We start from the raw sequence: 25,610 nt of genomic DNA, 5'->3' as shown, positions 1-25,610 counted from the left end.
CTTACCGCAGGTGTGCGTCGAACCAGTCCAACGTGCGCTGCCAGGCTTCCTCGGCCGCGCCGGGATCGGCGTCGAAGCGGTGGTTGGCGCCCGGGTAGCGCACGACGTTCGTGGCCACCTTCGCCGACGCCGCCGCTTCGCGCAGCTGCTCCACTTCGGCGCCGCCGGCCTCGTCACCGGCGTCGCCGTACATGCCGAGCCACGGGCTGGTCACGTGCCCGGCGATGTCGAGCAGCCGCGGCAGCTCCGTCACGCGCTGGCCGCCCACGCTCACCGCCGCGCCGAGCCGGCGGTGCGACGCGACGACGAGCGCCGCCGTGCCGCCCAGGTCGAACCCGACGACGCCGCGCAGATCGGCCTCCACACCGTGCTCGAGCAGCCATTCGAGTGTGATGTCCGTCGCGTCGAGGAGGTCCTGCTGCGTGAGCTTCTCGCCGCCGTCGATGTGGGGCGTGACGGTGAGCCAGCCTTCGTTCGCGAGGCTCGCGACGAGCAGCACCACGCCGTCGGTGATCCCGTCGCCTTCGTGCAGCACAACGAGCCCGCCCCGGATGGCGCCGTCGGGCTCCGCGAAGGTGAGGCGCAGGGCGCGATCGTCGGTACGCTGGTAATCCACGGTGCTCGTCGACGTCATCGCCTCATGCAATCACCTCCAGGTGAACATTGGGAACCTTTGTGGATCCGACGGCGCGAGATACGGTGGCCAGGCCGTCCCGTTTGACCCGAGGAGTACCGACGATGCCGTCCCTCGCACCGCGCCCCGACCTCGATTCGTTGCCGAAGTACGTCCCCGGCCGGACGATCCAAGGCGCGATCAAGCTCGCGAGCAACGAGGTGCCCGGTGGCCCGCTGCCCAGCGTGCGCGCCGCCATCACCGAAGCGATGGCCGACGTCAACCGCTACCCCGACAGCGGTTCCCACGCCCTGCGCGAACGCCTCGCCGCCGACCTCGACGTGCCCATCGACCACATCGCCGTCGGCTGCGGCTCGGTTTCCCTGTGCCAGCAGCTGATCCAGGCCGTCTGCGGCCCCGGCGACGAGGCCATGTTCGCGTGGCGCTCGTTCGAGGCGTACCCGATCGTCACCCAGGTCGCGCACGCGACTTCGGTGAAGGTGCCGCTGACTTCCTCGCACGGGCTGGACCTCGACGCCATGCTCGCGGCCATCACCGACCGGACGAAGCTCATCTTCGTCTGCAATCCCAACAACCCCACCGGCACCGTGCTGACGCACGACGAAATCGAGCGGTTCCTCGACGCCGTGCCGCCCCACGTCCTGGTGGTGCTGGACGAGGCCTACAAGGAATTCGTCACCGATCCGGCCGTGCCGGACGGCGTGGAATTCGCGCGCACAAGGGAAAACGTGGCGGTGCTGCGGACTTTCTCGAAGGCGTACGGGCTGGCCGGATTGCGAGTGGGCTACGCCGTGGCGTGCGCTTCGATCGCGGAGGCGCTTCGCCAGGTGTACGTGGCTTTCTCGGTGAACGCCATCGCCCAGGTCGCCGCCATGGCGTCGCTCGACGCCGCCGACGAGCTCATGGAACGCTGCGCCGAAATCATCTCGGAGCGCGACCGGGTGCGGTCGGAGCTGGTCTCGATGGGCTACGAGATTCCGGTTACCCAGGCCAATTTCGTGTGGTTCCCGCTGGGCGAGCGGACGGTCGCCTTCTCCGAGCACATGCTGGACCGGAAGCTGATCGTGCGCCCGTTCCCGGGCGACGGGGCTCGCGTGACGATCGGGACGCCGGAAGAGAACGACCTGTTCCTCGCGGCGGCCCGGGAGTTCCTGGCTTAACGGGTCGGCACGGATCGGCGGGACGGCATCCGTTCCGCCGACCCGGCCAGGACGTTGGCAGGACTCACTTCACGACCAGTTCGACCACTGCCGCGACACCGATCACCACGATCACAGCGCGCAACACGGTCGGCGGCAGCTTGCGCCCGATCTTCGCCCCGATCTGCCCCCCGATCGTCGACCCGACGGCCAGCAATCCGATCACCGGCCAGCTCACCGGGGCGACGACGGCGTAGATGAGGCCGGCCACGACGTTGATGACGGCGGCGAGGACGTTCTTGACTCCGTTGAGGCGTTGCAGGGGCTCGGACAGCAGCATCCCCATCACGGCCATCATCATCACGCCCTGGGCGGCGGTGAAGTAGCCGCCGTAGATGCCGATGACGAACAGCAACCCGAGCAGCAGCGGCCCGGGCTTGTGCTCGGTGCCGTTGGTGTCACGGCGCTTCTGCACCCACTTCGACACCGTCGGCTGCACGATCACCAGCACCACCGCCAGCCCCACGAGCACGGGCACGATGGTCTCGAAGGCGTCCTTGGGCAGCGTGAGGAGCAACACCGTCCCCCCGATCGCCCCGAAAAACGACGCGATCGAGAACTTGACGATCTGCGGCCAGTACCCCTCCAGCTCGGCTCGGTACCCGTACGCCCCACTGATCGTGCCGGGCGCGAGGCCCACGGCGTTGGACGTCGTCGCCGTGATCGGCGGGTACCCCAACGCCACGAGCACCGGAAACGTCACCAACGTCCCCGACCCGACCACCGCGTTGATCGTCCCCGCCCACACCCCGGCGACGAAGATGATCACCGCATGCCACCACGTCATAACGCACCCACCCCGGCACCCTAAGCACCCCCACCCACCCCCGCGACGCGATGTGTCAGGAGGAACAATGCGGGGTGGCCCCTAGGAGGTGACGCTTTGTCCTCGCCGCCTCGGTAACTAGGAGTAACTGGCCGACCCCGGCCGGCTCATCCGAGGGGGATGCAGTGCGTGATTCTTGCGACTTCTCGCCTTGTGCGGGGTCGTAGTTGCTGTAGCCGGTTGCTCGAGCCATCCTTCAGCCGCGCCGGCCACCATCCCTCCAACCCCCAAGACGCTGCCCCCACAGCGGCGGGAACCACGGCGCTGGGCAAGCGCGATGACACCTCGGACTCGGCCCGGCATGCAACTGGATCAACAGCGATACACGTGCGACAGTGGGAGTCGGCTACACAACGCAACAGGACGATGGCCTCAGCGCTGTCTACGCAAGCACGAAGCCCCGGGCCAAACTGTGTTGAGAACTTCGATCTCTCCAAGGGTTCCCGGCGGTCGCGCACGTTACGTCGAGCTCTGACACATGCAACAACTTTGCCAGGTGAGCTTCGACATCAGCGACGAGCTGGAGTTCGACGCGTCACTGGTCCTCAGCCGGGCCAAAGTCGGCAAAGCCGCCCCCTGCGACCTGACGACCCGCGTGGGCGACACGGTCGTCACCAACTCCGCCACGAGGCCGGCACGTGATGGACAACGTCCACCCGATCGGCGACAGCGACCTGGCGCCTTTCGACCGACTTCGGCAAAATGCCCACCCGAGGGTGATCAGTCCATTACCGTTGCCGCAGGGGACGGTCCGCAGTCGGACCGACGTGTCATCAGAGGGGGAAGGCAGTGGCTCAAACTGCCTCGGAGCCAGGCTGGCTTACCGGGCTCGACTTCGCCATCACCGACGCACCTGCCGCCGGCGGTGGCGCTGCCGGCGGTGGCGCTGCCGGCGGTGGTGGTGCCGGCGGTGGTGGTGCAATGCCCAATTCCGGCGAAGGCGGCGGACGCTTCAGCCTCAGCCGTGAAGAGGCGCAGAGCATGCTCACCGTGGCCAAGCGCGTCCGGGACCAGTTGCAAGACATGACAGCCAAAGCGGTCGTGCTCACACAGCTGACCCCGCCTGCTGACGATCCCGCCAGTGCCTCGTACAACAATCTGATGGTGGGCGCGGGCCAAGGCACCGGCGCATTCAGCGAAGGCAGCAGCCAGGTCGAACGTGAACGCGCTTACGCCTCGGAGTTGGTGACCCGGCTGGAGAAGGCGCTGGGAATCACCGAAAGCACAGACGAGCAGGCAGCCAGCGACGTCAAAACCGCAGGCGCCGGCAACCAGGACAAGGGGTTCGCGTGAGGGCCAACCGAGCATTGCAAACGCTGGCCTTCGCAGCTGCCGCCCTCGCGGGCATCACAGGATGTTCCAGCACTCCGGTCGCTACTCCGCCTGCGCCAAGCCCATCGTCGAGCGCCGGGACACTGCCTCACAGTGGCGCCCCGAAGGTCGAACACCCGCTACCGGCGTCGGCCTTGTCGGGCGATCCCTGCCAGGAAGCACTGACCTCGGCCCAACTCAAAGAGATCCTCGGCACCGCACCTCAAGGCGCGCGTGATGACTCCGCGGTAGGGCCGGCGTGCAACTGGCACGCCGATGCCGCCGTGGGCGTCAGCTACGCCACTCAGACCCACGAGGGACTAAGCGCTGTGTACAAGAACACGAAACCTCAGTCCAAGGTGTGGCGACCACTTCCGGCGATCCAGGGATTTCCCGCAGTCGGCCACGCTCCGGACAGCTCCGACACCCCCAACGACTTTTGCCAGGTGAGTGTCGGCATCAGGGACGATCTGTCATTCGACACTTCACTCTTCCTCAGTTCAGGCAAGGTCGGCAAAGCCGACCCCTGTGAGCTGGCAGCTCAAGTCGCCGGCATGGTCGTCACCAACCTCCGTGCCAGGGCAGGTGCGTGATGGGCTTCCTCGACATGGTCGGCGACGGTACGAAGTGGCTCAGCGACCGGTTCAACGATGCTGAGCAGTGGGCGGAAGACGTGTGGCACGGGAACGTCGGCGATCAGGCCGTGCCGGCCCCTGAGCTGGTGCAGAAGGTGCTCGCCAGCAAGGGCGCCGGGGGCTGGCACGACGGAGCGGGCAAGGCAACAGAGCTCGCCAACGACCACCACGCGCTCAGCTCGGACATCCAGAGCCTCAGCACCGGACTCGAATCCGTGTGGACCGGTGGCGGAGCAGACGCCGCACAGACGCGGATCAGGATGTTTTCTGACGCCACGACCTCCGCGTCGCAGACGTACACGACCAACGGGCAGAACCTCACCGGCCTCGCGCACGGGTTCGACGAGATGAAGCAGGCGCTGCGACCCATGCCGGGAACGCCGCCGCACAAGGATTTCATCGATGTGGCGACGCCGTGGGACACCGACACCGAAGACAAGATCAACCAGTACAACCTGCTCGCCCAGCAGAACCTCGATCGTTACAACGGCTACGCGCAGCAGGCGCAGAACAGCGGTCAGGACCTCAAAACGGACTACGGCCAGCTGAACGGCTTCGACGGCACCGTCACGATCACCCAGCCCGGCAAGGTCAAGCGCGAGAAGCTCACGCGTACGACCAAGAACACGACCGACGACGACAAGACGTCCACCTCACAGTCCGAGGTCGACACCCGGCACATCACGACCCCGCCGCCGACCACACCCCCGCCGGCGACGCCTCCGCCGAACATCCCGCCGCCGACGGTGTTGCCGCCGCCGACGGGGCGGCCGGTGGTGCCGCCGGAGCAGAGGCCGCCGCGGGATGAGGAGCGGCCTGGTCGGCGGCCGGGTGATGACGACGACACGCACACGTCGAGTGATCCGGACGATCCGCGGGTCACGCAGCCGCCGGGGCAGCGGTTCCCGGTCGGCAGTGGGAATCCATCGTGGTCGGCGACGGGTGGTGGCGACGGTTTCGGGCCGGGCGGCTTCGGAGTAGGCGCCGGCGGAGCAGGTGGGTCCGGGGCGTTCGGCGGACGCGGGGCAGGGGCCGGGGCCGGAACCGGGTCGCGGCTCGGTGGTGGTGCCGGGTCCGGCGTGTTCGGGGAAGAAGGCGGCCGCGGTGGCGCGCTGGCCGGTCGAGGCGCGGCAGCGGGTGCGGCCGGCGCCAAAGGCTCACCCGGGATGGGTGGCATGGGCGCCGCCGGCAGCAAGGGCAAAGGCGAGGAAGACGCCGAACACCAGCGCAAGTACGGCATCGACGACGACTCCGCCTTCTCGCTCCTCGACGACGAAGACGGCAGGCTCCTCGATCCCCACACCGGCCTTCCGCCGACGCCCCCGACCATCGGAGCCTGAGCAGACCGATGACGATCATCGACAGGCCGGTGCGGTTGCCCCGGCCGGTGTTCCTGGTTTCGTGGAGCGTCGCCGAGCTCGGTGAGCCGCCGATTGTCGTGGGGCCGGACCAGACGTACCGCACCGACGAAGCCGAGGCGACGTTGCGCCGGCGTGCGATGGACGCGTTGTACGACCTGGGGCTGGCCACGTCCGCCGGTGATCTCACCCGGGCGTGGCGCGAGACGCTGGATGTGCTCGCCCGGCCGGCGCGCGAGATGTACTCGTGGAGCAATTTCCGCAACGGCCAGGACGACGGCGCCATCCTCGTCGCGGAGTCCGGTCGCGACGCCGTGCGCCTGATCACCGACCACCGCGTGGTGCAGCTCGACCCGATCCCGGCGCGCGAAGCCGCGGAGCACCTGGTGGACGCGCTGCCCACGCGCCCGCCGGCGCAGCTGGCGCCGATGAGCGTGCCGAAGGCCCACTTCGAGGACGCGGGCCGCGACTACGAGTCCGACGATCCGCTGACCGAGATGTCCCACGAAGCCGACGAGCTCCGCCGCCTCATGCGCGCTGGCCGCGACGCCGCGCACCAGCTGTACGTCGCGACGCGCGACGGTGCGGGCCGTCGGACGCGCAGCACCCCGGTGTCCGTGCTCGACCTCACCGACCGCGGCCGCGTGCTGACGTTCGTCGGCAACACCAACGGCGAAGCGCGCATCAACGTCCACCCCGGACACCGCGCACACCTCATCGAGGCGCTGCACCTGGCGTCGAACGCGCTCGTCTAACGCTCGGCCAGGCCTTCCGCGGTGGCTTTCAGCAGCCGCGTGAGGCGGGGCTCGAAGTCGAGCGCGGTGTGGGACCAGCGGGGTTCCTGGCGGTAGAGCTCGGCGAGGGTGGCCGTCGGGTGGGAGAGCTGCCAGAAGTACGAAGTCGTGCCGAGCAGGGCGGCGATGACGTCGTGAACCTGTTGTGCGGTAAGGGTTCCGGCATCGACGAGGGTCTCGACGATCACGTCGTACGCCTTGAAGGACCTCGTCTTGTACTGCCGCGCGCGCTCGACGGAGACGTCGCCTTCGAGGCTCAGCGACACGTGCGTGAGCAGGTCGCAGAAGAGCGGGAGCGTGACGATCGTCGTGCTGAGCGCCTCGGCGAGCTCCCCGGGCGACAGAGCACGAGCGCCGGCGAGGCGGGCGGTGAGGACGTCGCTCCACTCCTCCCAGCCGCGTTCGGCGAGCTCGAGGAACAACTCCTCGCGGCTGGCGAAGTACCGCCGCACGGCCGACGCGTGCAGCCCCGCCGCCTCCGTGACGGCCGCGAGCGTCACGTGCCGCACCCCGCCCAGCTCGACGGCCAGCCTGCGGGCCGCGGCCAGCAGATCCTCGGCGCGCTGCAGCTTGGCTTCCTCGGAACGCGCTCGGCGATGCACACCGCACTTTAACGCAAGTCAGATGCGTTACCCGACCTCAGGGTGCTACGGTCGTATTAACGCAATCAACTTGCGTTAATCGGAGTTCGGAGGTTGTCGTGGTTTTCTTCGTGACCGGCGCTTCGCGTGGCCTGGGCCGCCAGATCGTGGAGCGCGCCCTCGCGGCCGGGCACCAGGTCGTGGCGACCGCCCGCGACCCGCGTTCACTCGATGACCTGCGGGAACGCTTCGGGTCGCAGGTGCACGTCGAGGCCTTGGATGTGACCGATCCCGCCGCCGCGGAGGCCGCTGTCGCCGGTGGTGTTCGGGCCTTCGGCCGGCTCGACGTCGTCGTGAACAACGCGGGCCAGGGAGACCGAGCGGCCCTCGAAGACACGACGCTGGACGTCTTCCGACGCCAGGTGGAGACCAATTTCCTGGGCACGGTCTACGTCACGAAGGCCGCTGTGCCGGTGCTTCGCCGGCAGGGCGGCGGGCGGATCATCCAGATTTCCTCGCTGGGCGGCCGGATCGGAAGCCCGGGGATGACGGCTTACCAGTCGGCGAAGTGGGCCGTCGGCGGGTTCAGCGAGGCGCTTGCCGCGGAGGTCGCGCCGCTCGGCATCAAGGTCACGGTCCTCGAACCGGGCGGCATGCGCACGGACTGGGCCGGCTCGTCGATGGCGACGCCGCCGATCAGCGCACCGTACGAGCCGACGGTCGGCGCTTCCGCCCGCGCGATGGCGGGCTTTGAGAACAGGGCGACCAGCGACCCGGCTCTTGTCGCCGACCTGGTACTTCGGGTTGCGGAGCTTCCGGAGCCACCTCTGCGGCTACTGGTGGGCAGCGACGCGTACGAATACGGCCGCGAAGTCTGGCGCAACCGGTTGGCCGTGGACGAGAAATGGGCGGAGTTGAGCCGCTCAACGGATCACCCGGACTCCGGCGAGAATTGGCACGCACAACGGGGAAACAGCCTTCCGACCGTCAACAATTGACCATCGCTCGATTCGCGACTGATCCCCTGAACTCCCCTTGCCCCCGACCCGGCCCTGCACCTCGATCCCCGAGTTGCCCCGTCACCGCGGCTCGAACACACAAAACTCATTCCCCTCCGGATCCGCCATCACCCACCAATCGATGTCCGCGCCCTTGTTCCTCACCAGCACCGCCCCCAACGACACCAGCTCCCCCACGTCACCGAACACGTCGAGGTGCATCCGGTTCTTCACCGTCTTCGCCTCGGGCACCGGATTGACCCAGATCAACGGCCCCACGCCGGCCACGTCGACGATCGGCACCGGGTCGTCGGCCGAGCGGGCCGCCTCGCGCCGCGTGTAGCCCAGCGCGACGCACCACCAGTCGGCCAGCTTCTGGTGGTCCCGGGCGTCGAGGGCCAGGTCCTTGAACTTCGCAGTCACGTCCTCAGAGTGGCACGCACCACCGACATTTTCCGCCACCCGCCACGACCTGCCAGGATGGACGGGTGGCCCACGAATCCGAACAGGTCTGGAGCGCCACCGTCGACCGCCTGCGCGCGATGATCGACAGTGGCGAGCTCCCACCGGGCTCCAGGCTGCCCGCGGAACGCGCCCTGTGCGAACAGCTCGGCATCAGCCGCGGGTCGCTGCGGCAGGCGTTGCGGGTGCTGGACTCGATCGGCCACGTCCAGATCCGCGCCGGCTCCGGCACCTACGTCCGCGAGCAGACCGAAGCGCCCCTGAGCAGCTGGTTCTCCGAGCACGAACAGCTGGTGGAGAAGCTGTTCGACCTGCGCGCGACGGTCGAACCGACGCTGGCCGAGCGCCTCGCCACCAGCCACTCGCCGCGGACGATCCAGAGGCTCGAGGACAACGTCGCCGAAATGGAAGCCGCGGCCGCCGCGGGCGACATGCTGCGCGTCATCGCGACCGACGCCGAGTTCCACCGCGTCATGGCGGGCAACGCCGGCAACGACGACGTCGCCGACCTCCTGCGCTCCGTCCTGGCCCTGGTGGGCGAGGAGCGCCGCGCCGCGCTGCGGTTGCCGGGCCAGATCCGCAAGGCCGTGGACGAGCACCGGGCGATCCTGTCGGCCTTGAAGGCCTCCAACGGACCTGCCGCGCGGGAGATCACGCTGAAGCATCTGCTGGATGCGAAGTCCTACGCCCACGATTATGCGGCGGGTAACGACACTGCTGTGTAGGGCGGTTCGTGCGCTGGGGAGCCTCGGAGGATGCTGCACCTGGGGCGTTGAGCGGCGGCCGGCGTCAACCGTGAACCCCGACTTGTCCACACCTCACCCACTCGATGCCGCACTTGTCCACAAATTCCGCGACGGCCGGTTTTTGGGGCCTGGCAACGGTAAACTGGAATGGGGACGCCCCCTTAGGAGGGCGGGGGCTGTCTGACGGGCGCGAGCTGCCCAGAAACCCTGATCTCACAACACATGCGCCAGAACGAGGTCCGCGACCTCCGCCACCGGAATCGTCGTCACGACCTCGAGGGTGGCCGAAGCGCGCAACAGAGGTTCCACAGTTTCGAGGTACCCCAACGTCTCCGCGAGTTCCCCCGGGTCCTTCCCGTACGAGTTCGACGTGCGCGAAGCGAGCCGGCGAACAAGGACGGGAGCAGGGGCGCTCAGCAGCACCACATGAGAAAAGAACCCCCGCAACCGCACCTGGTTCCGCACCGTGCCCGAAACGAACAGCGAAGGCGACGAAGCCAGCAGCTCCGCCATGACGTCCTCGCGCCACAACCGTTCCCCGTCGACCACTTCGGTATAAGGGCCGTAGTCCGTCTCGACGGTCGCGAAGCCGCGGGCGGCGAGCTCGGCCAGCAGGGCGCTCTTGCCGACGCCCGACATGCCCGTGACGAGCACCCGCACTAGTTGTATTTGGCCATCAGGTTGGTGGCAGTCGGCTGGTGGGTGGGTGTCCGCCGTGTGCGCTGTGGCGGCGTTGAGTGTTGTAGTGCTCGATCCAGGGGGCAAGGGCTGCGGTGCGTTCGGTGTTGCTGGTGAAGGCCTGCCGGTAGGCCCATTCGGTGTGCAGGGTGCGGTTGAGGCGCTCGACTTTCCCGTTCTGCCAGGGGCAGTGGGGTTTGATGAACTTCTGCCGGATGCCGTTTTTGGCGCAGACCTGGCGCAGGGACCAGCGGTAGGCCCAGGCGTTGTCGGTCATCAGCCGCTCGATGCGCGTGATGCCGTGGCCGGCGAAGTAGGTGATCGCTCGGGCGAAGAACGCTCCGCAGGTCGGGCCCTTCTCGTCCGGGAGGATCTCGGAGTAGGCCAGCCGGCTGTGGTCGTCGACCAGGGAGTGGACGTAGTCGAACCCGATCCTGACGCTGCGGTCACGGGTGGCTTCCTGGTTCGCGCGGCCGTGTGCTCGCCAGCCGCCGCCGTCAGGAATGCGGCCGATCTTCTTCACGTCCATGTGGACCAGCTCGCCCGGCCGGTCCCGTTCGTAGCGCACCGCGGTGGTTTTGCTGGCCCGGATCACCTCGCCGGTGATCGGATCGAGCGCGGACAACCGCGGGATATTGTTGCGGGCCAGCACCGGCGACACTGTCCTCGTCGGCACCCCCAGCGCGGCTCCCAGCCAGTCCGGCCCACGACGCTGGCTCTGGCGCAGGTGCACGATCCGGCGCTCGGTCTCCTCGCTGGTCCGCCGCGGCGAGGAATGCGGGCGCGAGGACCGGTCGCGAAGACCGGGCTCGCCCTCCGCGGCGTATCGGTCCAGCCAGGTTTTCACGCATTTACGGGAGATCCCCATCGCGGCCGCGATATGCGCCTGCGGCCATCCCGCCCGGTGACGTTGGACGATCAGCAGCCTGCCCACAACCGTGGTCCGGGCATTACGGTGAGACACGAGAGCCTCCGGTTGGAGTGGGTCCTAGACAAACCACACCCCAACCGGAGGCTCTCCCCATGTCAACCAAGACCACCCGCAACCAACGTCCTGGCCAAATACAACTAGTGCGGTTCCAGGATCCGGTCCACGAACCGCCGCACCTTGTCCTCCATGCGTGCCACGCGCTCGTCCAGGGTCAGGGTCTCCACGGGTTGCGGGACGTCCGGCTTGAGCTCCCCGCGGACGTACGCGCTGCAGGACAGGTTGGCGCAGACGTACGTGCCGAGGGTGTTGCCCTCGCGGCCGGCCTTGCCGGCGCGGCGGCCGGTGAAGAGGGTGATGTCGGACGTGGCGTGGGTGGTGGAGCAGAAGGCGCACATGTTGCTGCGCAAGCGCGAGGCGGCGGGCGGCGCGGCGCGCAGGGACAGGCCCACGACGCCGCCTTCGTGAGGCACCACGAGGTAGGCGCGGCCGGGGGCTTTCGGGTCGCGCCAGCCGAGGAAGTCGCGCGTGGCCCAGGGGACGTCGGCGGGGAGGGTGACGGACTTGGCCTCGCCGCGGGAGCAGTTCACGAAGGAGGCGCGGATCGCGTCGGCGTCGAGGGGTTGCATGGGCAGCACGGTAGCGACGCGGCCGCGAGAGCTGCCACGCCTTTTCTCGCCGAGCCGGGCGGGAGCGCCAGCCCGTACGATCGGCGGCGTGCGCAAGCGAACGGCGGGGCGGTTCCGGCTGGTTCTGCGCACCAGTCTGGGCTTCGCCGCGCTCGGCATCGGGTCGAGTGTCGCCGGGTCGGCGGTCGTCGCATTGCTGCTGTTCCTGCAGGGGCTGCCCGGGGACGTGGGCGACCGCGGGTGGATCCTCGGCCTGACGGCGGGCGGGATCGTGGCCGTGAGCCTGCTCGTGGGCACGCTCTGGACCGCCTACCTGCAGCGACGCACCGTGGTGTGGTTCACGATCGGCCGTCCGCCGACCGAGGACGAGGCCAAGCGCGCGCTGCGGCTGCCCGTGGACATGGCCGTGGTCAGCGGCACGCTCTGGCTCATCGGCACGATCGCGCTGGGCACGCTGGCCGGTGTGCTCGGCTCGTTCGACGACGCGTCCGGCATGGCGCTGACGATCGGCCTCGGCGGGCTGACCACCGTCGGCCTGATGTACCTCGCCGCGGAGTGGGTGGCGCGGCCGGTGATGACGATCGCACTCGACGTGACGCCGCCCCACGGCTCGCTGCCCGTGACCGTGCTGACCAGGCTGATCGTCACGTGGGCCCTGGCCAGCGGCGTGCCGCTCGTCGGCGTGCTGCTGGTCGCGACGCCGCCCGACGTCACCCGCGCCAACCCGACGGCGAGCCTGATCACGCTGTCCGTGATCGGCCTCACCACGGGTGCCATCGGCACGGCGCTGCTGGCCCGCGCCGTCGCCGCGCCGCTGCACCGCCTGCGCGTGGCGCTGGACCGGATCGCGCGCGGGACCACCGACGTGTCCGTGGACGTCGACGACTCCAGCGAGATCGGCATGCTCCAGACGTCGGTGAACGAGCTCGCCGCCGGGCTGCGTGAGCAGGAGCGGATGCGGGACCTGTTCGGCCGGCACGTCGGCACCGACGTCGCGCGGCACGCCCTGGAGTACGGCGCCTCGCTGTCCGGCGACGTACGCGAGGTGACGGCCCTGTTCGTGGACGTCGTCGACTCCACCGCGCTCGCGTCGCGCACGCCGCCCGAGGAGCTCGTGGCCAAGCTGAACCGCTTCTTCGCCAGCGTGGTCTCCGCCGTCGACGCGCGCGGCGGCCTGGTCAACAAGTTCCAGGGCGACGCCGCCCTGTGCATCTTCGGCGCACCCACGCGCCTGTCCGACGCCCCCACCATGGCGCTGGCCGCCGCCCGCGCGATCCGCGACGCCGTGGTGGCGGACGGCGAGCTCGACCTGGGTATCGGCGTCGCGTGCGGGCAGGTGTTCGCGGGCCAGCTGGGCACGTCGAGCCGGCTCGAGTACACCGTCATCGGCGACGCCGTGAACGAAGCCGCGCGGCTGACTGAGCACGCGAAGTCCGTGCCGTCACGCATCCTGGCCAGCGAGGGCGCCGTGAAGGCCGCGCTCGGCGGTGAGCGCGAGTTCTGGCAGCCGCACGGCACGCTCCTGCTGCGCGGCCGTCAACAGGCGACCGAGGCCTGGACGAACTAGCCCAGCTCCGGCCAGGTCAGCAACGTCGAACCCCAGGTCAGACCCGCCCCGAAGGCCGTCAGCAGCACCCGGTGCCCGGGCACCAGCGTGCCGTCCTCCACCGCGTCCGCCAGGGCCAGCGGGATCGACGCGGCGCTCGTGTTGCCGACGCGGTCGATGTTCGCCACCACGGCGTCGGCGGGCAGGCCGAGGTGCTTCGCCGTCGCCTGCAGGATGCGGATGTTCGCCTGGTGGCCCACGAACCGGTCGACGTCCCCGACCATCCAGCCGGCCTGCTCCAGCACGGCGCGCGACGATTCGGCCATCCGCGCGCACGCGTGGCGGAACACCGCCGTGCCCTGCATGACGAGGTGGTGGTCGCGCTGGTCCTCGGAGAAGCGGTGCTTCGAGCCGCCTGCCTCGACCCACAGCAGGTCGGCCAGCTCGCCCTCGCTGTGGAGGTCGAACGGGCCGATCGCGCCCGGCTCTTCCGAGTCGCCGGCGCGCAGGACGACCGCGCCCGCACCGTCGCCGAAGATGGGCACGGTGGTGCGGTCCGTCGGGTCGACCAGCGAGGTGAAGACGTCGGCGCCGATCACCAGCACGCGCTTGGCGATGCCGCCGGCGATGAAGCCCTGCGCCGTGGCCAGGGCGTAGACGAAGCCGCTGCACACGGCGTTCACGTCGAACGCGGCGGCCGTGCCGAGCCCGAGCCGCGCAGCCACCTGGGGCGCGCTGGCGGGGCAGAGCTGGTCGGCGGTGGAGGTGGCGAGCACCACGGCGTCGACCGAGCTGTCGCCAAGGGCTTCACGGCCCGCGGCGACGGCGAGATCCACTGTGGACTCGCCGGGCGCGGCCATGCGGCGCTCGCGGATGCCGGTGCGGGTGCGGATCCACTCGTCGGAGGTGTCCAGGGTCTGCGCGATCTCGTCGTTGGTCACGACCCGTTCGGGCAGCGCGCGACCGAGCGCGGTCACGACGGCGGTACGACCAGGTGGGAACCCGACAGGACTCACAGCTACTACCTCCCCGGCCGGTGGACGGCGGTTCCGCCGGCTCGCTCCACTTCTATGGGCTACCCCTGGGTAGACCGGTCAGTTGTGGCGCACGTCACTCATCCTCCTCTTTCACGTTCGCTCGATAGGAGGTATTGGGCGAACCTCTTCTTGATCAGCGGGTGAGCCTCGGTAAAGACGAGGCGTCGAGTCGGTGCACCCGGTTAGCCTGAAGCGTGCTCACTCCCGACCTCGACCGGCTGGACCTCGCCATCCTCGCCTGCCTGCAGGCCGACTCGCGCACGATCGCCGAGGTCATCGGCGCGAAGGTGGGCCTCTCGGCCGCCGCCGTGCAGCGCCGCATCAAGCGGCTGCGCGAGACGGGCGTGATCGAGAAGGAGGTCGCCGTGCTGTCCCCCGGCGCCCTCGGGCTGTCGATGACGTTCGTCGTCATGGTGGAGATGGAGCGGGAGAACCTGGCCGTGCTGGACTCGTTCCGCCGGCAGGTGCTGGGCGACGACTGCGTGCAGCAGTGTTACTACGTCACGGGCACGGCGGATTTCGTGTTGATCGTGACTTGTCCGGACATGGCGGGGTTCGAGGCCTTCACCCGGCGGATGTTCTTCGACAACCCCAACGTCCGGCACTTCACCACGAGCGTGGCCATGGACCGGGTGAAGGTCGGGCTCACGCTGCCCCTGGCCTGACCTTCACGGTCTACATCGGACCGTCCGTGACAATCCCGTGACCATGCGCGAAAGTCTCCTCCCGCCTGCCCGCCCGGGCGAAATCGGGTGACGGGCGGTCAGCGATCGAACGCAAGGGGTATGTGGTCCGTGTTACGCCACAGAGGACGGATGCAGCCGATCGCGTGAATGGCGCCGAACCGGCGTCACGAGAGCCGAAGCTGATCATCTCCTTGCCGACCAGTTCGCAGGGCGCGAACCACCGGAGGAAACACCAGGAGCAGCCGTGCACACCGACGCCGTACACCAGACCCAGTTCGTGTTGCTGAACGAGAGCACCACGCCGGTGCTGTCCCGCCTGTCCTACCACTCCGCGGAACCCTTCGCGGTCACCGTGGCGTTCCGGACCGAGCGCGGCCGGTGGATCGAGTGGACGTTCGCACGTGACTTGCTCGTGACCGGACTCGAGGAGCCGGCCGGGCTGGGCGACGTGCGCATCCGCCCCGACCTGTCCGAGGACCCGGCCATGCTCACGCTGGAGATCGAGTCACCCGACGGGTACGCGTCGTTCGAGCTGGAGCGCGAGGACATCGAGAACTTCCTGGAGTCCTCCTACGAACTGGTTCCGCTCGGCACCGAGAGCGAGAACTTCGACATCGACGGGCTGATCGAGGAGATCAGCAACGTCTGACCCCACAAACTGCCGATCCCGCGGCGGAGAAGGGCGGCTCGAGTGCTCTGGAGGCACTCGAGCCGCCCTTTCTCTGTTTTGCCGGGTCAGCCGCGCACGAGCGTCGTGCCGGTCGCCGAGAGGGCGTTGGCGATCGGGTAGTAGTACGTGTTCACGGTGTCACCGCCGGAAAGCAGGCCCTGCGCCTGGTTGCCGGAGATGAACGAGCCGCCCGAGTCACCGTGGTCGGAGCGGGCGTTGGTGAGCACCATGCCGCTGACGGTGCCCTCGGGGTAGCGCACGGTCTGGTTCTTGGCCCGGATCGTGCCGCAGGTCCAGCCCGTGGTGGAGCCCGACTTGCAGACGGACGCGCCCACGGCCGCGGCCGTCGAACCGGTCACCCGGGTGCCGTTGTTGATCTGGCCGACCGGGGTCCAGCTGCTGTTGACCCGTGCGTACGCGTAGTCGCTGCCCGGGAAGCGGTAGCTGGAGAACGAGCCCATGGACACGCGGTTGTAGCCGGTCAGCGGGCCGGCGCCGGTGAGCGCGGCGCAGTGGCCCGCGGTGAGGAAGCCGCCGTTCACGGAGAAGCCGACGGAGCAGCGCGACGAACCGCCGATGTAGTACGCGTCACCCCCGAGCACGTTGTAGTGCAGCTGCGGCTTGGCGGCGGTCTCCGTGACCTCCAGCGAGGAAGTGTCCACACCGGACTGGCGAGCGAACTTCTCCGCCGCGGCCCGCTGTCCCTTGAGGACGGTGATCGTCACGCGGTTCGACGCCGGGTCCACGCCCCACGCCGTGACCGACTGCGGTGCAGCCTTCTCGCTCGCGTTCAGCTTGGCCACGCTGGAGTCGAGCTGACGCTCGCTGAAGCGCACCACCTGCGCCTCGGCGCCCGCCGCGCGCACCTTCTCCACGAGTGAAGCGTCGGTCACGCCGACGCGTGCCTTGCCCGTGGCCGCGTCGTAGCTCGCGCCACCGAAGCTGTCGCCGAGCGCGGTTTCCAGCGCCTGGCCCACCTTCGTGGCGGAGTCCTCGGCGGCGAGCCGGGCGAGGGCCTGGTCGTGGGTGAGACCGAGGTCGCGCTGCATCGCCGGCACCATGTCGGGGTTCAACAAGGTGGCACCCGCGACCGGGCTCGTGACCGCGGCCATCGTGCCCGCCGTCGCGGCGGCGACGGCGGCGATACCGAGGAATCTGAAGATCTTCATGCTTCTCCCTCGTGATTACGCGCGGCACCGGTGCGGCCACGCGGCGCATCCCTTCCCCCGGGATGAGAGCGTGCAGGGTGGTCCAGTCCACTGCAATAAGGGCTCGGCGCGGATAGGTATACGCAATCCCCTTGGCCGAACGTCCTGCTCCAGACGCCGTATCGGCACCATTTTCCCTCGCGGCACCGTCCATAAGTAGGGATTCCGGCAACTACTTTGCGTAGCTCTTTCAGCGGCTGGAACGTGTTATGCACCCCTGGAACGAGGGGATGCCCGAGGTTTCGTACGCATGGTGATCCTGGGCCGAAGATCCGTCTGCCAACCGGTGACGCTGTGTACGCAGACGTGTGAGCCGGGTGCCCAGACGCAGGTCGTCGGCTGGTTTACGGGTGGCCGAACGCTGCTTAGGCTCCCGACGAAACGGACAAGCATGCAGGGAGGTCGACATGTGGCAGGCCGTCCCCCGTCCGACGTCGGTCACCGTGCGCACCGGGGCGACGGCTTTCGCGGGCCGGGGCGAGGAGCTCACCGCGGTGGTCGAGGTACTCGTCCACCGACCCGCGGCCGTGCTCGTGGAGGGTGAACCGGGGATGGGCCGCTCGCGCCTGCTGGCCGAGCTGGCGCGACGGCCCGAGTTCGCCGGCGGACGTGTGCTGCGTGGCATTTGCCAGCCGTTGCGTGAGCCGTTCCCGTACGGGCCGGTGCTGGAGGCGTTGCACGCGGCGGGCGAGCGTCCGCTGGGACCGCTGAGCCCCGTGGCCGGTGTGCTGCGGCCGCTGCTGCCCGAGCTGGCCGACCGGCTGCCGCCGACGCCCGAGCCGCTGGACGACCCGGGCGCGCAGCGGCACCGCGTGTTCCGCGCCGTGCGGGAGCTGTTCGTCGCTTGTGGACCGACGATCCTGCTGGTCGACGACCTGCAGTGGGCCGACGAGGGCACGTGCGACCTGATGCGGTTCCTCGCCGCCGACCTGCCACCGGAGCTGGCCGTGGTGGCCGCGTACCGCACGGGGGCCCAGCCGTGGCCGGGGCCCTTGGGCGCGCCGGTGCGGGCCGCGCCGAATGTCCACACGGCACGCGTCGCGCTCGGGCCGCTGGACGTCGAGGCGGTGCGGGTGATGGCCGTGCACGTGCTCGAACTGCCGCGGGTGGGTGACGAGTTCGCGACGAAGCTGCACGAATGCACGGGCGGGATTCCGTTCGTGGTCGAGGAAACGTTGCGGGCCTTGCGGAACGTGCCGTTGCCGGCGGGTGAGGGACTGTCGGACCGGCTGCTGGAGAACCTTGAGGTGCCGGCGCCGTTGCGGGAGTCCGTGACGGAGCGGCTGGCCGCGTTGCCCGCGGACGCCGCGCAGCTGACGCGGGCCGCGGCGGTGCTGGCGGTGCCCGCGGAGCCGGCGACGTTGGCCGAGGTGGCGGGGCTCGGCGAGGAGTCGCTGCGAGCGGCTTTGCTGGCCGCGCTGGCCGGTGGGTTGGTGGCCGAGCTGGGCGAAAACCGCTACGGCTTCCGGCATCCGCTGGCGCGCAAGGCCGTGTACGACACGGTGAGCGGCCCGGAGCGGACGTTGCTGCACACCGAATCGATGCGCGTGCTGGGGTCGTTGCCTGCGCCGCCTTCGTTGTTGCTGGCGCAGCACGCGTATGCGGCCGGACGCACGGAGAAATGGCTTCGTCACGCGGAAGCGGCCGCCGACGAGGCCATCGTCCACGGCGAGACCTCGCGGGCGATCGACCTGCTGCAGGCCGTGCTGCCGGCTTCGGACGACGTCGGGCGGCTCGCCACGAAGCTGAGCCAGGTCGCGCTGCGCGGCTTCCGCCCGGACGTGATCGAGACGCTGGAGCGAGTGCTGGAGGAGCGGCCGTTGCCGGCGACCGTGCGCGGAACGATCCGGCTGTCACTCGGCATGCTGCTGGTGCGCACGATCGGGCGGCTGGTACGCGGGCGCGAGGAGGTGGAGCGCGCCGTCGCCGAGCTCGTGGACCGGCCGGAGCTGGCGGCGCGCGGCATCAACCTGCTGGCACAGCCCGTCGACGGGCTCACTCCCCTGTCGTGGCACGAAGGCTGGATGCGGCGGGCGCGGGAAGTCCACTCCGGACTGACGGACCCGGAGCTGCGGCTGGCGCTGACCGTGGACCGGATCGCCAACGCGTCGCACCTCGGCGACGGTTCGGCGTGGACGGAGTTCGAGGCGCTGCCGGACGTCGGCGACAGCGTGGCGGAGCGCGTGCAGCTCGCGCGGCTGTGGTGCAACCTGGCCGACGCGCAGTCGTGGGCCGGGCACCTCGACCGGGCCGCGCGGCTCGTCGAGGAGGGCGCGCGGCGCGCTTCGGACGCGGGGGCACTGTACGCGATCGGCCTGGTCCAGGGCACGCACGCGCGGCTGGCGTGGTTCCGCGGCGACTGGGACGGGCTCGCGGAGGCAGCGGAAGACGTGCGCTCGCGGTACCCGGAGCTGGGACCGATCGTGATGGAGACTTCGCTGGTGCTCGGCGGGTTGGCGGCCGTGCGGGGCGAGTTCGCGGCGGCCGCGGAACATCTGGCGCGTGCTTCGGTTCCCGCTGACGGGCCGGTCCCCGTGGTGCTTTCGGCCGCGTCGGTGCAGATCGGGGTGCATCTGGCGGGCGACGAAGTGGCCGGCGCGTGCTCGGTCGCCGACGTCGCCGTGGACGCCGCGCGCCGCAAGGGCGTGTGGGTGTGGGCGGCGTCGCTGGTGCCGGCGGCGGCCGAAGCCTTCACGCGGGCGGGCCGGTGGTCGGACGCCGACGCGTTCGTGGAGGAGTTCGCGCGCGGCATCACGGGCCGCGACGCGCCCCTGGCCGTGGCCGCTCTGTCCGCGGGCCGCGCCGTGCTCACGGGCGCCCGCGGCAAACACCTGGCCGCGGCCGCGGGCTTCGACGCCGCGGCCACCGCGTACGCGCGCCTGCCGATGCCGTACCTGGCGACGTCGATGGTCGAGCGCGCCGCCTGCCTGCGGCTGCTGGCGGGCCACCGCCCGGCCGTCGACGCGCTGTCCGCCGCGGCCCGCGCGTACGAACGCCTCGGCGCCACGCGCGACGCCGGCCGCTGCCACCACCTGCTCCGCGAGCACGGCGCCTGGGCCCCCTCGCAACGCGGCCGCCGCGGCTACGGCCGCGAGCTGTCCCCGCGCGAACGCGAGGTCGCCCGCATGCTCGCCGAGGGCCGCACCAACCGCGAGATCGCGGACGGGTTGTTTTTGTCGCCGCGCACGGTGGAACAGCACGTGGCGAAGGTCTTGCGCAAGCTGGGAGCGCGCGGTCGGGCGGACGTCGGCCGCCACCTCCCGTCGGGAGACGCGGCGGTTTCGTGACAGGCTGGTGTCCGTGGCACCCATCGAACTGACCCTCGGCGACCTCACCGAACAGCACGTCGACGCCATCGTCAACGCCGCCAACTCCTCCCTCCTCGGCGGCGGCGGAGTCGACGGCGCCATCCACCGCAAGGGCGGCCCGGAGATCCTGGCCGAGTGCCGGGCACTGCGCGCCGGCCACTACGGCAAGGGGCTCCGCACGGGCCAGGCCGTGGCCACCACCGCGGGCCGGCTGCCGGCGCGCTGGGTGGTGCACACGGTGGGACCGGTCTGGTCTTCTTCGGAAGACCGGTCTTCGCTGCTGGTGGACTGCCACCGCAACTCCCTCGCGGTGGCCGCCTCCCTCGGCGCGCGGACCGTGGCGTTTCCGGCGATCTCGACGGGCGTGTACCGGTGGCCGATCGAGGACGCGGCGCGGATCGCGGTGTCGACGGTCCGGGACGCGGACACGTCGGCGTTCGATTTCGTGCGGTTTGTGTTGTTCGACCAGCGGGCGTATGCCGCGTTCGAAGCGGTGCTGTAGCAGCCGGACCGGCTCCGCCTTACCGTGACCCCCGTGGACTCACATGAAGCCGGCGCCCTGCCGGCGTGGCGGAGAGCGACCGCCGGGGAGACGCGGTGGCCGGCCGCCGGGGTGGTGGTGGGGACGCTCGCGTTGCAGTTGGCGTTGCCGGACCGGGTGGTGTTGCGGCCGTGGTGGCTGTTGCCCGCGGTGTCGGTGTTGTTGCTCGTCGCGTTGTTGTTGATCAACCCCGGGCGGATGGGCGAGTTCAGCCGGGTCGAGCGGATCGTGTCGCTGGTGCTGCTGGCGGTGGTGAGCGCGACCACGGCGGCATCGGCGGTGCGGCTGGTGCTGGGGATCGTGCAGGGGTCGTTCAGCGGGCACGCGCCGCAGGTGCTGGTGAGTGGCGCGATCGTGTACTGGACGAACATCGTCGTCTTCTCGCTCTGGTACTGGGAGTTCGACCGCGGCGGGCCGGCGCGGCGGGCGAAGGGGCGGGCGGAGTTCCCCGACCTGCAGTTCCCCCAGATGGACAGCCCCGAGCTCACCAGCCAGGACTGGGAGCCGCGCTACGCCGACTACCTGTATCTCTCCTTCACCAACTCGACGGCCTTCAGCCCCACCGACGTCATGCCGCTGCGGATCTGGGCGAAGCTGACGATGATGGTGCAGGCCGGGGTGTCGCTGCTGCTCGCCGTGATGGTGTTCGCGTGGGCGGTCGGGGCGTTGCAGGGATAAGCACTCGCGCGGCACGGACCCGGCCGGGTATACACCGAGCATGCCGAGACCCGAACCCCCGTACTACGCGGTGATCTTCACGTCCCGCCGCACCGAAGGCGACAACGGCTACGCCGAGCGCGCCCTCGAGATGTCGGAACTCGCGGCGCAGCAGGACGGGTACCTGGGCGAGGAGTCGGCGCGCGACGAGTCGGGCCTCGGAATCACCGTGTCGTACTGGCGGGACGAGGAAGCCATCGCCGGCTGGCGGAAGAACCTCGAGCACACCGAGAGCCGCCGCCGGGGCCGGGCGGAGTGGTACGAGGAGTTCGAGGTGCGGGTGGCGCGCGTCGAGCGGTCCTACGGCTTCACGCGCTGACCCGGTCCGCGGAGAAGTCCCCGCGGACCGGAGCCGACGTCAGTGCCGCGTCATCGTGAAGCTCTGGCCGTCCGAGCCGATGGCGCCCGGGCTGAAGGTGGCGGAGCCGCGGTCGTCGGCGTCGAGGCCTTCGGGGTTGGTCGACGCGAGGCTCTGCCCGTTGAACTTCACGCCGGTGAACGAGATCCCGCCCGAGATCGACGGGTACGAGTCCGTCGGCGACTCGATGATCGCCTCGGCCGAGGAGTGCTGGGAGGTCAGCGACTTGCTGATCGTCTTCGACCAGCCCTTGGTGGTGTCGCTGATGTCCAGCCTGTAGGTGTTCGTCCCGGTGCGCGTGACCGTCGCGGAGATGTGGTCACCGGCGCTGACCGGAGCGGACGAGGACGAGTAGTACACCGGCGCAGCCGGGTACATCTCGTACCAGGCCTGGTAGACGGGGCGGCCGCTGGAGCAGTCCGTGGCCACGCCCGTCTGCTCCACAGTGGACGATCCGTCACCGTCGATGCCGACCCACGGGGCGAACAGGTCGTTGCTGGACCGGCAGGTCACCGACGGTTCCGTCCAGCTGGCGGTCGCGGTCGTGAAGCTGCCGAAGCTCACGTAGCCGCCCCAGTTGCCACCCGAGAAGCTCTGGCCGTGGAACGAGCCGAACGACGGCGTGCTGACCGTGGCGACGCCGGCCGCGGCCGCGATGCTCGCCGCGGCGGCCGCCGTGACGGCCAGCACCCGCGCGGTCCGTGAGGAGAGGGGGGAGTTCATGCGGATCCAATCTGATCACCGATGGGGACTCGGGGTGTTACAGGCGGTGCGCACCGGTAACAAGTGTTGGATCCACGTGAGCGGGTGGGTAGCTACTTTCGAAGGGTCTTCACATCTCGGGAAAACTTCACCAATATGTCCCGAATTTCCCTTCTGTACACCGAAGTCCGTGACGGCCGCCCCGGGAAGGCGGGGCGGCCGTCACGGTGTGCCCGTCCTCCGCGCGGAAGGACGGACACGGGTGGACTACCGCGCCGAGCGCGTGAGCGCGGCGTCCACGAACTGGGTGGTGTAGGTCTTCGAAAGGTCGATCTTGTCCTTCTTCGGCTTCACGTTGCTCGACGACGCACCGAGCACGTTGAGCACGTTCTGCGCCCCGGCCGGATCCATCCGTCCGTCCGCGGTGAACATCGGCAGACTGTCCTTGAGCGACTTCACGTACAACGCCTTGTCCCCGCCCGCGAACGACGGCGGCATCACGTCCGCAACCTGCTCCGCCGTGTGGTTCTTGAGCCACCGCAACGAATCCACGTACGCGTTGGCCAGCTTCTGCACGATGTCCGGGTAGCGCTTCACGATCTCGCAGCTCATGTAGAGCGAGCTGGCCGGGTAGAGCCCGCCGAGCGCTGCGCGCGTGCCCTCGACCGTGCGCATGTCGTAGAGGATCTTGGCCTGGCCGGTGTTGGTGAGCTGCGCGATTGTCGGGTCGGTGGTCATGCCGGCGTCGATGGAACCCTGCTGCAGCGCCGAGATGAACGTCTGGCCGGCGCCGACCTTGACCGGCGTGTAGTCCTTGCCGTCCACCCCGCCGCGGCTCGCGAGCGCCTTGGTGAGGAAGTCCGTGGACGAGCCCAGCGACGTCACGCCGAGGTTCTTGCCGCGGAAGTCCTTTCCGGACTGAATCCCCGAAGCCTTGGCCGACGCGACCATCTCGGCCTCACCCGGCACGTTCGAGAACTGCACCACGCTCGTGAGGCACTGCTCCTTGGCCTGCAGGTCGATCGTGTGGTCGTAGAACCCGACCACGGCCTGCACCTCGCCGGCCAGCAACGATGTCTCGGCGTTCGCGCCCGACGGCTGGTCGAACAGCTCGACGTCGAGGCCCTGCTTCTCGTACTCACCGAGCTGCTGCGCGAGCTGGCCCGGCAGGTAGATGACCTTGGAGATGCCGCCGATCATGATCTTCAGGTGCGGTTTCCCGCCGTTGCCGAGGTCGATCTGGCGCGAGTCGCGGCAGGCCGTGACCCCGGCGAGGGTGAGCAACGCGGTGGCGACCGCGAGTGTCCTCTTCAGCCGCATCAGATGTCCCGGCGTCCGTCGTCCGCGGCCATCTGCGGCCGCCACCGCAGCAGCCGGTTCTCCGCGGTGCCGATCAGCCACTCCGCGAACAGCGCGACCACGGTGATGATCAGCATGCCGGCGTAGACACCCGCGGTGTCGAAGGTGCCCTGCGCGTTGGAGATCAGGAAACCCATACCCGCCTTGGCGCCGGTGTACTCCCCGACCACCGCGCCGATCAGCGCGAACCCGAACGCCACGTGCAGCGACGACAGGATCCACGACGTCGCGCTCGGCAGCACGATCGACTTCAGCACCTGCCACCGCGTCGCGCCCAGGATACGCGCGTTGTCGATCAAGTTGCGGTCCACCTCGCGAGCACCGGTGAAGGCGTTGAAGAACACCGCGAAGAACACCAGGATGAACACGGTCGCGATCTTCGACGACAGCCCGAGGCCGAACCAGATCACGAACAGCGCCGCGAGCACGATGCGCGGCAAAGCGTTGGCGGCCTTGATGAACGGGGCCAGCACCTCGGCGAGGTACCGGCTGCGCCCCAGCACCACACCGCAGAGCACACCGGCGATCGCGCCGAGCACGAAGCCGATCACGGCTTCCTCCACGGTCACCAGGATCTGGTACCAGATGGACCCGAAGTCGGTGCCGGTCGTGAACCACTCCACGAGCCGTTCCCAGATCTTCGAGGGCATCGAGTAGAAGAACGGGTCGATCCAGTAGCGGCCCGCGAGCTCCCAGCTGCCGAGCCACACCACGACGATCGCCAGCCGCAGCAGCCACACGTTCCGCTTGCGCCGCCCGGCAGACCGCTTGGCCTTGGCGAGCACGTCCTGTTCGGTTTCGAGCACGGGCACCGACAGTGCCGCGGTGGTGTCAAGCGACACTGGTCGCCCCCTTCTGGCGGGCCTTGTCGACCTCGCCGCGCAGCGATTCCCAGATGTCGGAGTAGATCGAGCGGAACTCCTCGGTGAGGCGCAGGTCCTCGACCTTGCGCGGGCGTTCCAGCGGGATCTCGAAGACGTCCTTCACGGTGGCCGGGCTCGTGGTCAGGACCACGACCTTGTCGGCGAGGGCGATGGCCTCGTCGAGGTCGTGCGTCACGAAGATGACCGCAGCGCCGGAACCGGACCACAGGCGCAGCAGCTCGTCCTGCATGAGGGCGCGGGTCTGCACGTCGAGCGCGGAGAACGGCTCGTCCATCAGCAGAATCTTCGGGTCGGTGACCAGCGTCTGCGCGAGGGCGACGCGCTTGCGCATGCCGCCGGAAAGCTGGTGCGGGTAGTACTTCTCGAAGCCTTCGAGGCCCACCCGGGCGATCCAGTCGCGGGCCTTCTCGCGAGCGTCCGCTTTGGACACTCCGCGGAAGCGCGGGCCGGAGGCGACGTTGTCGAGCACCGACCGCCACGGCATCACGGCGTCGGTCTGGAACATGTAGCCGACACCGTCCGGAATGGACGTCACCTCGGCGCCGTTCACGCGGACACTTCCGGCCGACGCGGGCTGCAGACCACTGACCAGGGACAACGTGGTCGACTTCCCGCAGCCGGTGGGACCGACGACCGCGACGAACTCGCCCGGCTGCACGGTCATGGTCAGGTCGCGGACCGCGGTGTGCACGGAGCCGGAGCCGCTGGGGAACCTTTTGGTCGCGTGTTCGAGTTCGATGAGGGGTGGCGCCATCGTGGTGACTCCTTCGTCACGGTGGGGACTGCGACGGAGGTTAAGAGCGCATCAAGACCCC

The 25,610-nt window shown here is 69.5% G+C and carries 27 protein-coding genes; 14 read left to right on the top strand and 13 right to left on the bottom strand.

What is annotated here, in order from left to right:
• Window position 1 precedes the first annotated feature (1 nt).
• Window positions 2–634, bottom strand: coding sequence for a dienelactone hydrolase family protein (locus AB0K15_RS01515; RefSeq protein WP_364044145.1), 633 nt, complete (start codon window positions 632–634; stop codon window positions 2–4).
• A 104-nt stretch (window positions 635–738) separates the two neighbouring features.
• Between AB0K15_RS01515 and hisC the strand changes: the two genes are divergently transcribed.
• A complete protein-coding gene (hisC, locus tag AB0K15_RS01510; protein WP_364044142.1) occupies window positions 739–1,794 on the top strand; it encodes a histidinol-phosphate transaminase in 1,056 nt (351 codons plus the stop codon).
• Window positions 1,795–1,858: 64 nt separating this feature from the next.
• Here hisC and AB0K15_RS01505 read toward each other — a convergent pair whose 3' ends face one another.
• The gene (locus AB0K15_RS01505) at window positions 1,859–2,620 is read right to left on the bottom strand and encodes a sulfite exporter TauE/SafE family protein (protein ID WP_364044139.1); all 762 of its coding nucleotides are present in this window, start codon (window positions 2,618–2,620) and stop codon (window positions 1,859–1,861) included.
• A gap of 828 nt (window positions 2,621–3,448) precedes the next feature.
• On the opposite strand from AB0K15_RS01505, the gene AB0K15_RS01500 reads away from it, so the two are divergent.
• Genes AB0K15_RS01500 through AB0K15_RS01485 form a run of 4 tightly spaced genes read left to right on the top strand, consistent with a single transcriptional unit; the run spans window position 3,449 to window position 6,718 of the window.
• Window positions 3,449–3,952, top strand: coding sequence for a hypothetical protein (locus tag AB0K15_RS01500; protein WP_364044136.1), 504 nt, complete (start codon window positions 3,449–3,451; stop codon window positions 3,950–3,952).
• Window positions 3,949–4,563, top strand: a complete 615-nt coding sequence (locus AB0K15_RS01495) for a DUF3558 domain-containing protein (protein ID WP_364044133.1) — start codon at window positions 3,949–3,951, stop codon at window positions 4,561–4,563. The genes AB0K15_RS01500 and AB0K15_RS01495 overlap by 4 nt, the downstream gene beginning before the upstream one ends.
• Window positions 4,563–5,945 carry a hypothetical protein gene (locus AB0K15_RS01490; RefSeq protein ID WP_364044130.1) on the top strand — a complete coding sequence of 461 codons (1,383 nt, stop codon included), beginning with the start codon at window positions 4,563–4,565 and terminating at the stop codon, window positions 5,943–5,945. The genes AB0K15_RS01495 and AB0K15_RS01490 overlap by 1 nt, the downstream gene beginning before the upstream one ends.
• Window positions 5,946–5,953: 8 nt before the next feature.
• On the top strand, window positions 5,954–6,718 hold the full coding sequence (locus tag AB0K15_RS01485) for an ESX secretion-associated protein EspG (RefSeq protein WP_364044128.1): 765 nt from the start codon (window positions 5,954–5,956) through the stop codon (window positions 6,716–6,718).
• On the opposite strand, the gene AB0K15_RS01480 is transcribed toward AB0K15_RS01485, so the two are convergent.
• On the bottom strand, window positions 6,715–7,359 hold the full coding sequence (locus AB0K15_RS01480; protein WP_364044125.1) for a TetR family transcriptional regulator: 645 nt from the start codon (window positions 7,357–7,359) through the stop codon (window positions 6,715–6,717). The genes AB0K15_RS01485 and AB0K15_RS01480 overlap by 4 nt on opposite strands.
• Before the next feature lie 98 nt (window positions 7,360–7,457).
• On the opposite strand from AB0K15_RS01480, the gene AB0K15_RS01475 reads away from it, so the two are divergent.
• Window positions 7,458–8,336, top strand: coding sequence for an SDR family NAD(P)-dependent oxidoreductase (locus tag AB0K15_RS01475; RefSeq protein WP_364044122.1), 879 nt, complete (start codon window positions 7,458–7,460; stop codon window positions 8,334–8,336).
• Window positions 8,337–8,417: 81 nt separating this feature from the next.
• Here the strand turns inward: AB0K15_RS01475 and AB0K15_RS01470 are convergent, their stop codons facing one another.
• Window positions 8,418–8,798: a VOC family protein gene (locus AB0K15_RS01470; protein ID WP_364044119.1), complete on the bottom strand. Its 381-nt coding sequence runs from the start codon at window positions 8,796–8,798 to the stop codon at window positions 8,418–8,420.
• 26 nt (window positions 8,799–8,824) lie between these two features.
• Between AB0K15_RS01470 and AB0K15_RS01465 the strand changes: the two genes are divergently transcribed.
• Window positions 8,825–9,523, top strand: a complete 699-nt coding sequence (locus tag AB0K15_RS01465) for an FCD domain-containing protein (protein ID WP_364044115.1) — start codon at window positions 8,825–8,827, stop codon at window positions 9,521–9,523.
• A gap of 234 nt (window positions 9,524–9,757) precedes the next feature.
• Here AB0K15_RS01465 and AB0K15_RS01460 read toward each other — a convergent pair whose 3' ends face one another.
• From AB0K15_RS01460 to AB0K15_RS01450, 3 genes are all read right to left on the bottom strand, one after another.
• Window positions 9,758–10,204 (bottom strand): AAA family ATPase, encoded by a 447-nt coding sequence (locus AB0K15_RS01460; protein WP_364044112.1) that lies wholly within the window; start codon window positions 10,202–10,204, stop codon window positions 9,758–9,760.
• Window positions 10,205–10,220: 16 nt separating this feature from the next.
• Window positions 10,221–11,186 (bottom strand): IS481 family transposase, encoded by a 966-nt coding sequence (locus AB0K15_RS01455; protein ID WP_364044109.1) that lies wholly within the window; start codon window positions 11,184–11,186, stop codon window positions 10,221–10,223.
• Window positions 11,187–11,290: 104 nt separating this feature from the next.
• Window positions 11,291–11,779, bottom strand: coding sequence for an FBP domain-containing protein (locus tag AB0K15_RS01450; protein WP_364044106.1), 489 nt, complete (start codon window positions 11,777–11,779; stop codon window positions 11,291–11,293).
• Window positions 11,780–11,867: 88 nt separating this feature from the next.
• Between AB0K15_RS01450 and AB0K15_RS01445 the strand changes: the two genes are divergently transcribed.
• Window positions 11,868–13,346: an adenylate/guanylate cyclase domain-containing protein gene (locus AB0K15_RS01445; RefSeq protein ID WP_364044103.1), complete on the top strand. Its 1,479-nt coding sequence runs from the start codon at window positions 11,868–11,870 to the stop codon at window positions 13,344–13,346.
• On the opposite strand, the gene AB0K15_RS01440 is transcribed toward AB0K15_RS01445, so the two are convergent.
• Complete coding sequence (locus AB0K15_RS01440; RefSeq protein WP_364044100.1) at window positions 13,343–14,302, bottom strand: beta-ketoacyl-ACP synthase III; 960 nt, start codon at window positions 14,300–14,302, stop codon at window positions 13,343–13,345. The two genes, AB0K15_RS01445 and AB0K15_RS01440, sit on opposite strands and share 4 nt — an antisense overlap.
• 254 nt (window positions 14,303–14,556) lie before the next feature.
• Here AB0K15_RS01440 and AB0K15_RS01435 point away from each other — a divergent pair, with 254 nt between their 5' ends.
• A complete protein-coding gene (locus AB0K15_RS01435; RefSeq protein WP_364044097.1) occupies window positions 14,557–15,027 on the top strand; it encodes an Lrp/AsnC family transcriptional regulator in 471 nt (156 codons plus the stop codon).
• 265 nt (window positions 15,028–15,292) lie between these two features.
• A complete protein-coding gene (locus AB0K15_RS01430; protein WP_364044094.1) occupies window positions 15,293–15,697 on the top strand; it encodes an SsgA family sporulation/cell division regulator in 405 nt (134 codons plus the stop codon).
• Window positions 15,698–15,783: 86 nt separating this feature from the next.
• Here the strand turns inward: AB0K15_RS01430 and AB0K15_RS01425 are convergent, their stop codons facing one another.
• On the bottom strand, window positions 15,784–16,887 hold the full coding sequence (locus tag AB0K15_RS01425) for a S1 family peptidase (protein ID WP_364044091.1): 1,104 nt from the start codon (window positions 16,885–16,887) through the stop codon (window positions 15,784–15,786).
• A 446-nt stretch (window positions 16,888–17,333) separates the two neighbouring features.
• On the opposite strand from AB0K15_RS01425, the gene AB0K15_RS01420 reads away from it, so the two are divergent.
• The 4 genes from AB0K15_RS01420 to AB0K15_RS01405 are packed head-to-tail and all read left to right on the top strand — an operon-like array spanning window position 17,334 to window position 21,811.
• The gene (locus tag AB0K15_RS01420) at window positions 17,334–20,213 is read left to right on the top strand and encodes an AAA family ATPase (protein WP_364044088.1); all 2,880 of its coding nucleotides are present in this window, start codon (window positions 17,334–17,336) and stop codon (window positions 20,211–20,213) included.
• A 4-nt stretch (window positions 20,214–20,217) separates the two neighbouring features.
• Complete coding sequence (locus AB0K15_RS01415) at window positions 20,218–20,736, top strand: O-acetyl-ADP-ribose deacetylase (protein WP_364045340.1); 519 nt, start codon at window positions 20,218–20,220, stop codon at window positions 20,734–20,736.
• Between the two features lie 57 nt (window positions 20,737–20,793).
• Window positions 20,794–21,453 carry a hypothetical protein gene (locus tag AB0K15_RS01410; protein WP_364045338.1) on the top strand — a complete coding sequence of 220 codons (660 nt, stop codon included), beginning with the start codon at window positions 20,794–20,796 and terminating at the stop codon, window positions 21,451–21,453.
• Window positions 21,454–21,493: 40 nt separating this feature from the next.
• Window positions 21,494–21,811 carry an antibiotic biosynthesis monooxygenase gene (locus AB0K15_RS01405; RefSeq protein WP_364044085.1) on the top strand — a complete coding sequence of 106 codons (318 nt, stop codon included), beginning with the start codon at window positions 21,494–21,496 and terminating at the stop codon, window positions 21,809–21,811.
• A gap of 39 nt (window positions 21,812–21,850) precedes the next feature.
• Here the strand turns inward: AB0K15_RS01405 and AB0K15_RS01400 are convergent, their stop codons facing one another.
• From AB0K15_RS01400 to AB0K15_RS01385, 4 genes are all read right to left on the bottom strand, one after another.
• A complete protein-coding gene (locus AB0K15_RS01400) occupies window positions 21,851–22,573 on the bottom strand; it encodes a G1 family glutamic endopeptidase (protein WP_364044082.1) in 723 nt (240 codons plus the stop codon).
• 246 nt (window positions 22,574–22,819) lie between these two features.
• Entirely contained in the window at window positions 22,820–23,872 is a 1,053-nt protein-coding gene (locus AB0K15_RS01395) for an ABC transporter substrate-binding protein (protein WP_364044079.1), read from the bottom strand.
• Window positions 23,872–24,753 (bottom strand): ABC transporter permease, encoded by an 882-nt coding sequence (locus tag AB0K15_RS01390; RefSeq protein ID WP_364044076.1) that lies wholly within the window; start codon window positions 24,751–24,753, stop codon window positions 23,872–23,874. Before AB0K15_RS01390 ends, AB0K15_RS01395 begins: the two co-directional genes overlap by 1 nt.
• Complete coding sequence (locus AB0K15_RS01385; protein WP_364044073.1) at window positions 24,743–25,549, bottom strand: ABC transporter ATP-binding protein; 807 nt, start codon at window positions 25,547–25,549, stop codon at window positions 24,743–24,745. Before AB0K15_RS01385 ends, AB0K15_RS01390 begins: the two co-directional genes overlap by 11 nt.
• Window positions 25,550–25,610 lie beyond the last annotated feature (61 nt).

Origin of the sequence: Amycolatopsis sp. NPDC049253 (assembly GCF_040678995.1) — a bacterium.
In the GTDB taxonomy this organism is placed as follows: Bacteria; Actinomycetota; Actinomycetes; order Mycobacteriales; family Pseudonocardiaceae; genus Amycolatopsis.
This window is presented reverse-complemented; position numbering and strand designations above follow the sequence as displayed.

Bases quoted from the DNA above. Each gene is read 5' to 3' on its own strand.
- AB0K15_RS01395 (WP_364044079.1), bottom strand. From the start codon at position 23,872: ATGCGGCTGAAGAGGACACTCGCGGTCGCCACCGCGTTGCTCACCCTC.
- AB0K15_RS01515 (WP_364044145.1), bottom strand. From the start codon at position 634: ATGACGTCGACGAGCACCGTGGATTACCAGCGTACCGACGATCGCGCC.
- AB0K15_RS01420 (WP_364044088.1), top strand. From the start codon at position 17,334: ATGTGGCAGGCCGTCCCCCGTCCGACGTCGGTCACCGTGCGCACCGGG.
- AB0K15_RS01405 (WP_364044085.1), top strand. From the start codon at position 21,494: ATGCCGAGACCCGAACCCCCGTACTACGCGGTGATCTTCACGTCCCGC.
- AB0K15_RS01400 (WP_364044082.1), bottom strand. From the start codon at position 22,573: ATGAACTCCCCCCTCTCCTCACGGACCGCGCGGGTGCTGGCCGTCACG.
- AB0K15_RS01425 (WP_364044091.1), bottom strand. From the start codon at position 16,887: ATGAAGATCTTCAGATTCCTCGGTATCGCCGCCGTCGCCGCCGCGACG.
- AB0K15_RS01505 (WP_364044139.1), bottom strand. From the start codon at position 2,620: ATGACGTGGTGGCATGCGGTGATCATCTTCGTCGCCGGGGTGTGGGCG.
- AB0K15_RS01485 (WP_364044128.1), top strand. From the start codon at position 5,954: ATGACGATCATCGACAGGCCGGTGCGGTTGCCCCGGCCGGTGTTCCTG.
- hisC (WP_364044142.1), top strand. From the start codon at position 739: ATGCCGTCCCTCGCACCGCGCCCCGACCTCGATTCGTTGCCGAAGTAC.
- AB0K15_RS01450 (WP_364044106.1), bottom strand. From the start codon at position 11,779: ATGCAACCCCTCGACGCCGACGCGATCCGCGCCTCCTTCGTGAACTGC.
- AB0K15_RS01385 (WP_364044073.1), bottom strand. From the start codon at position 25,549: ATGGCGCCACCCCTCATCGAACTCGAACACGCGACCAAAAGGTTCCCC.
- AB0K15_RS01490 (WP_364044130.1), top strand. From the start codon at position 4,563: ATGGGCTTCCTCGACATGGTCGGCGACGGTACGAAGTGGCTCAGCGAC.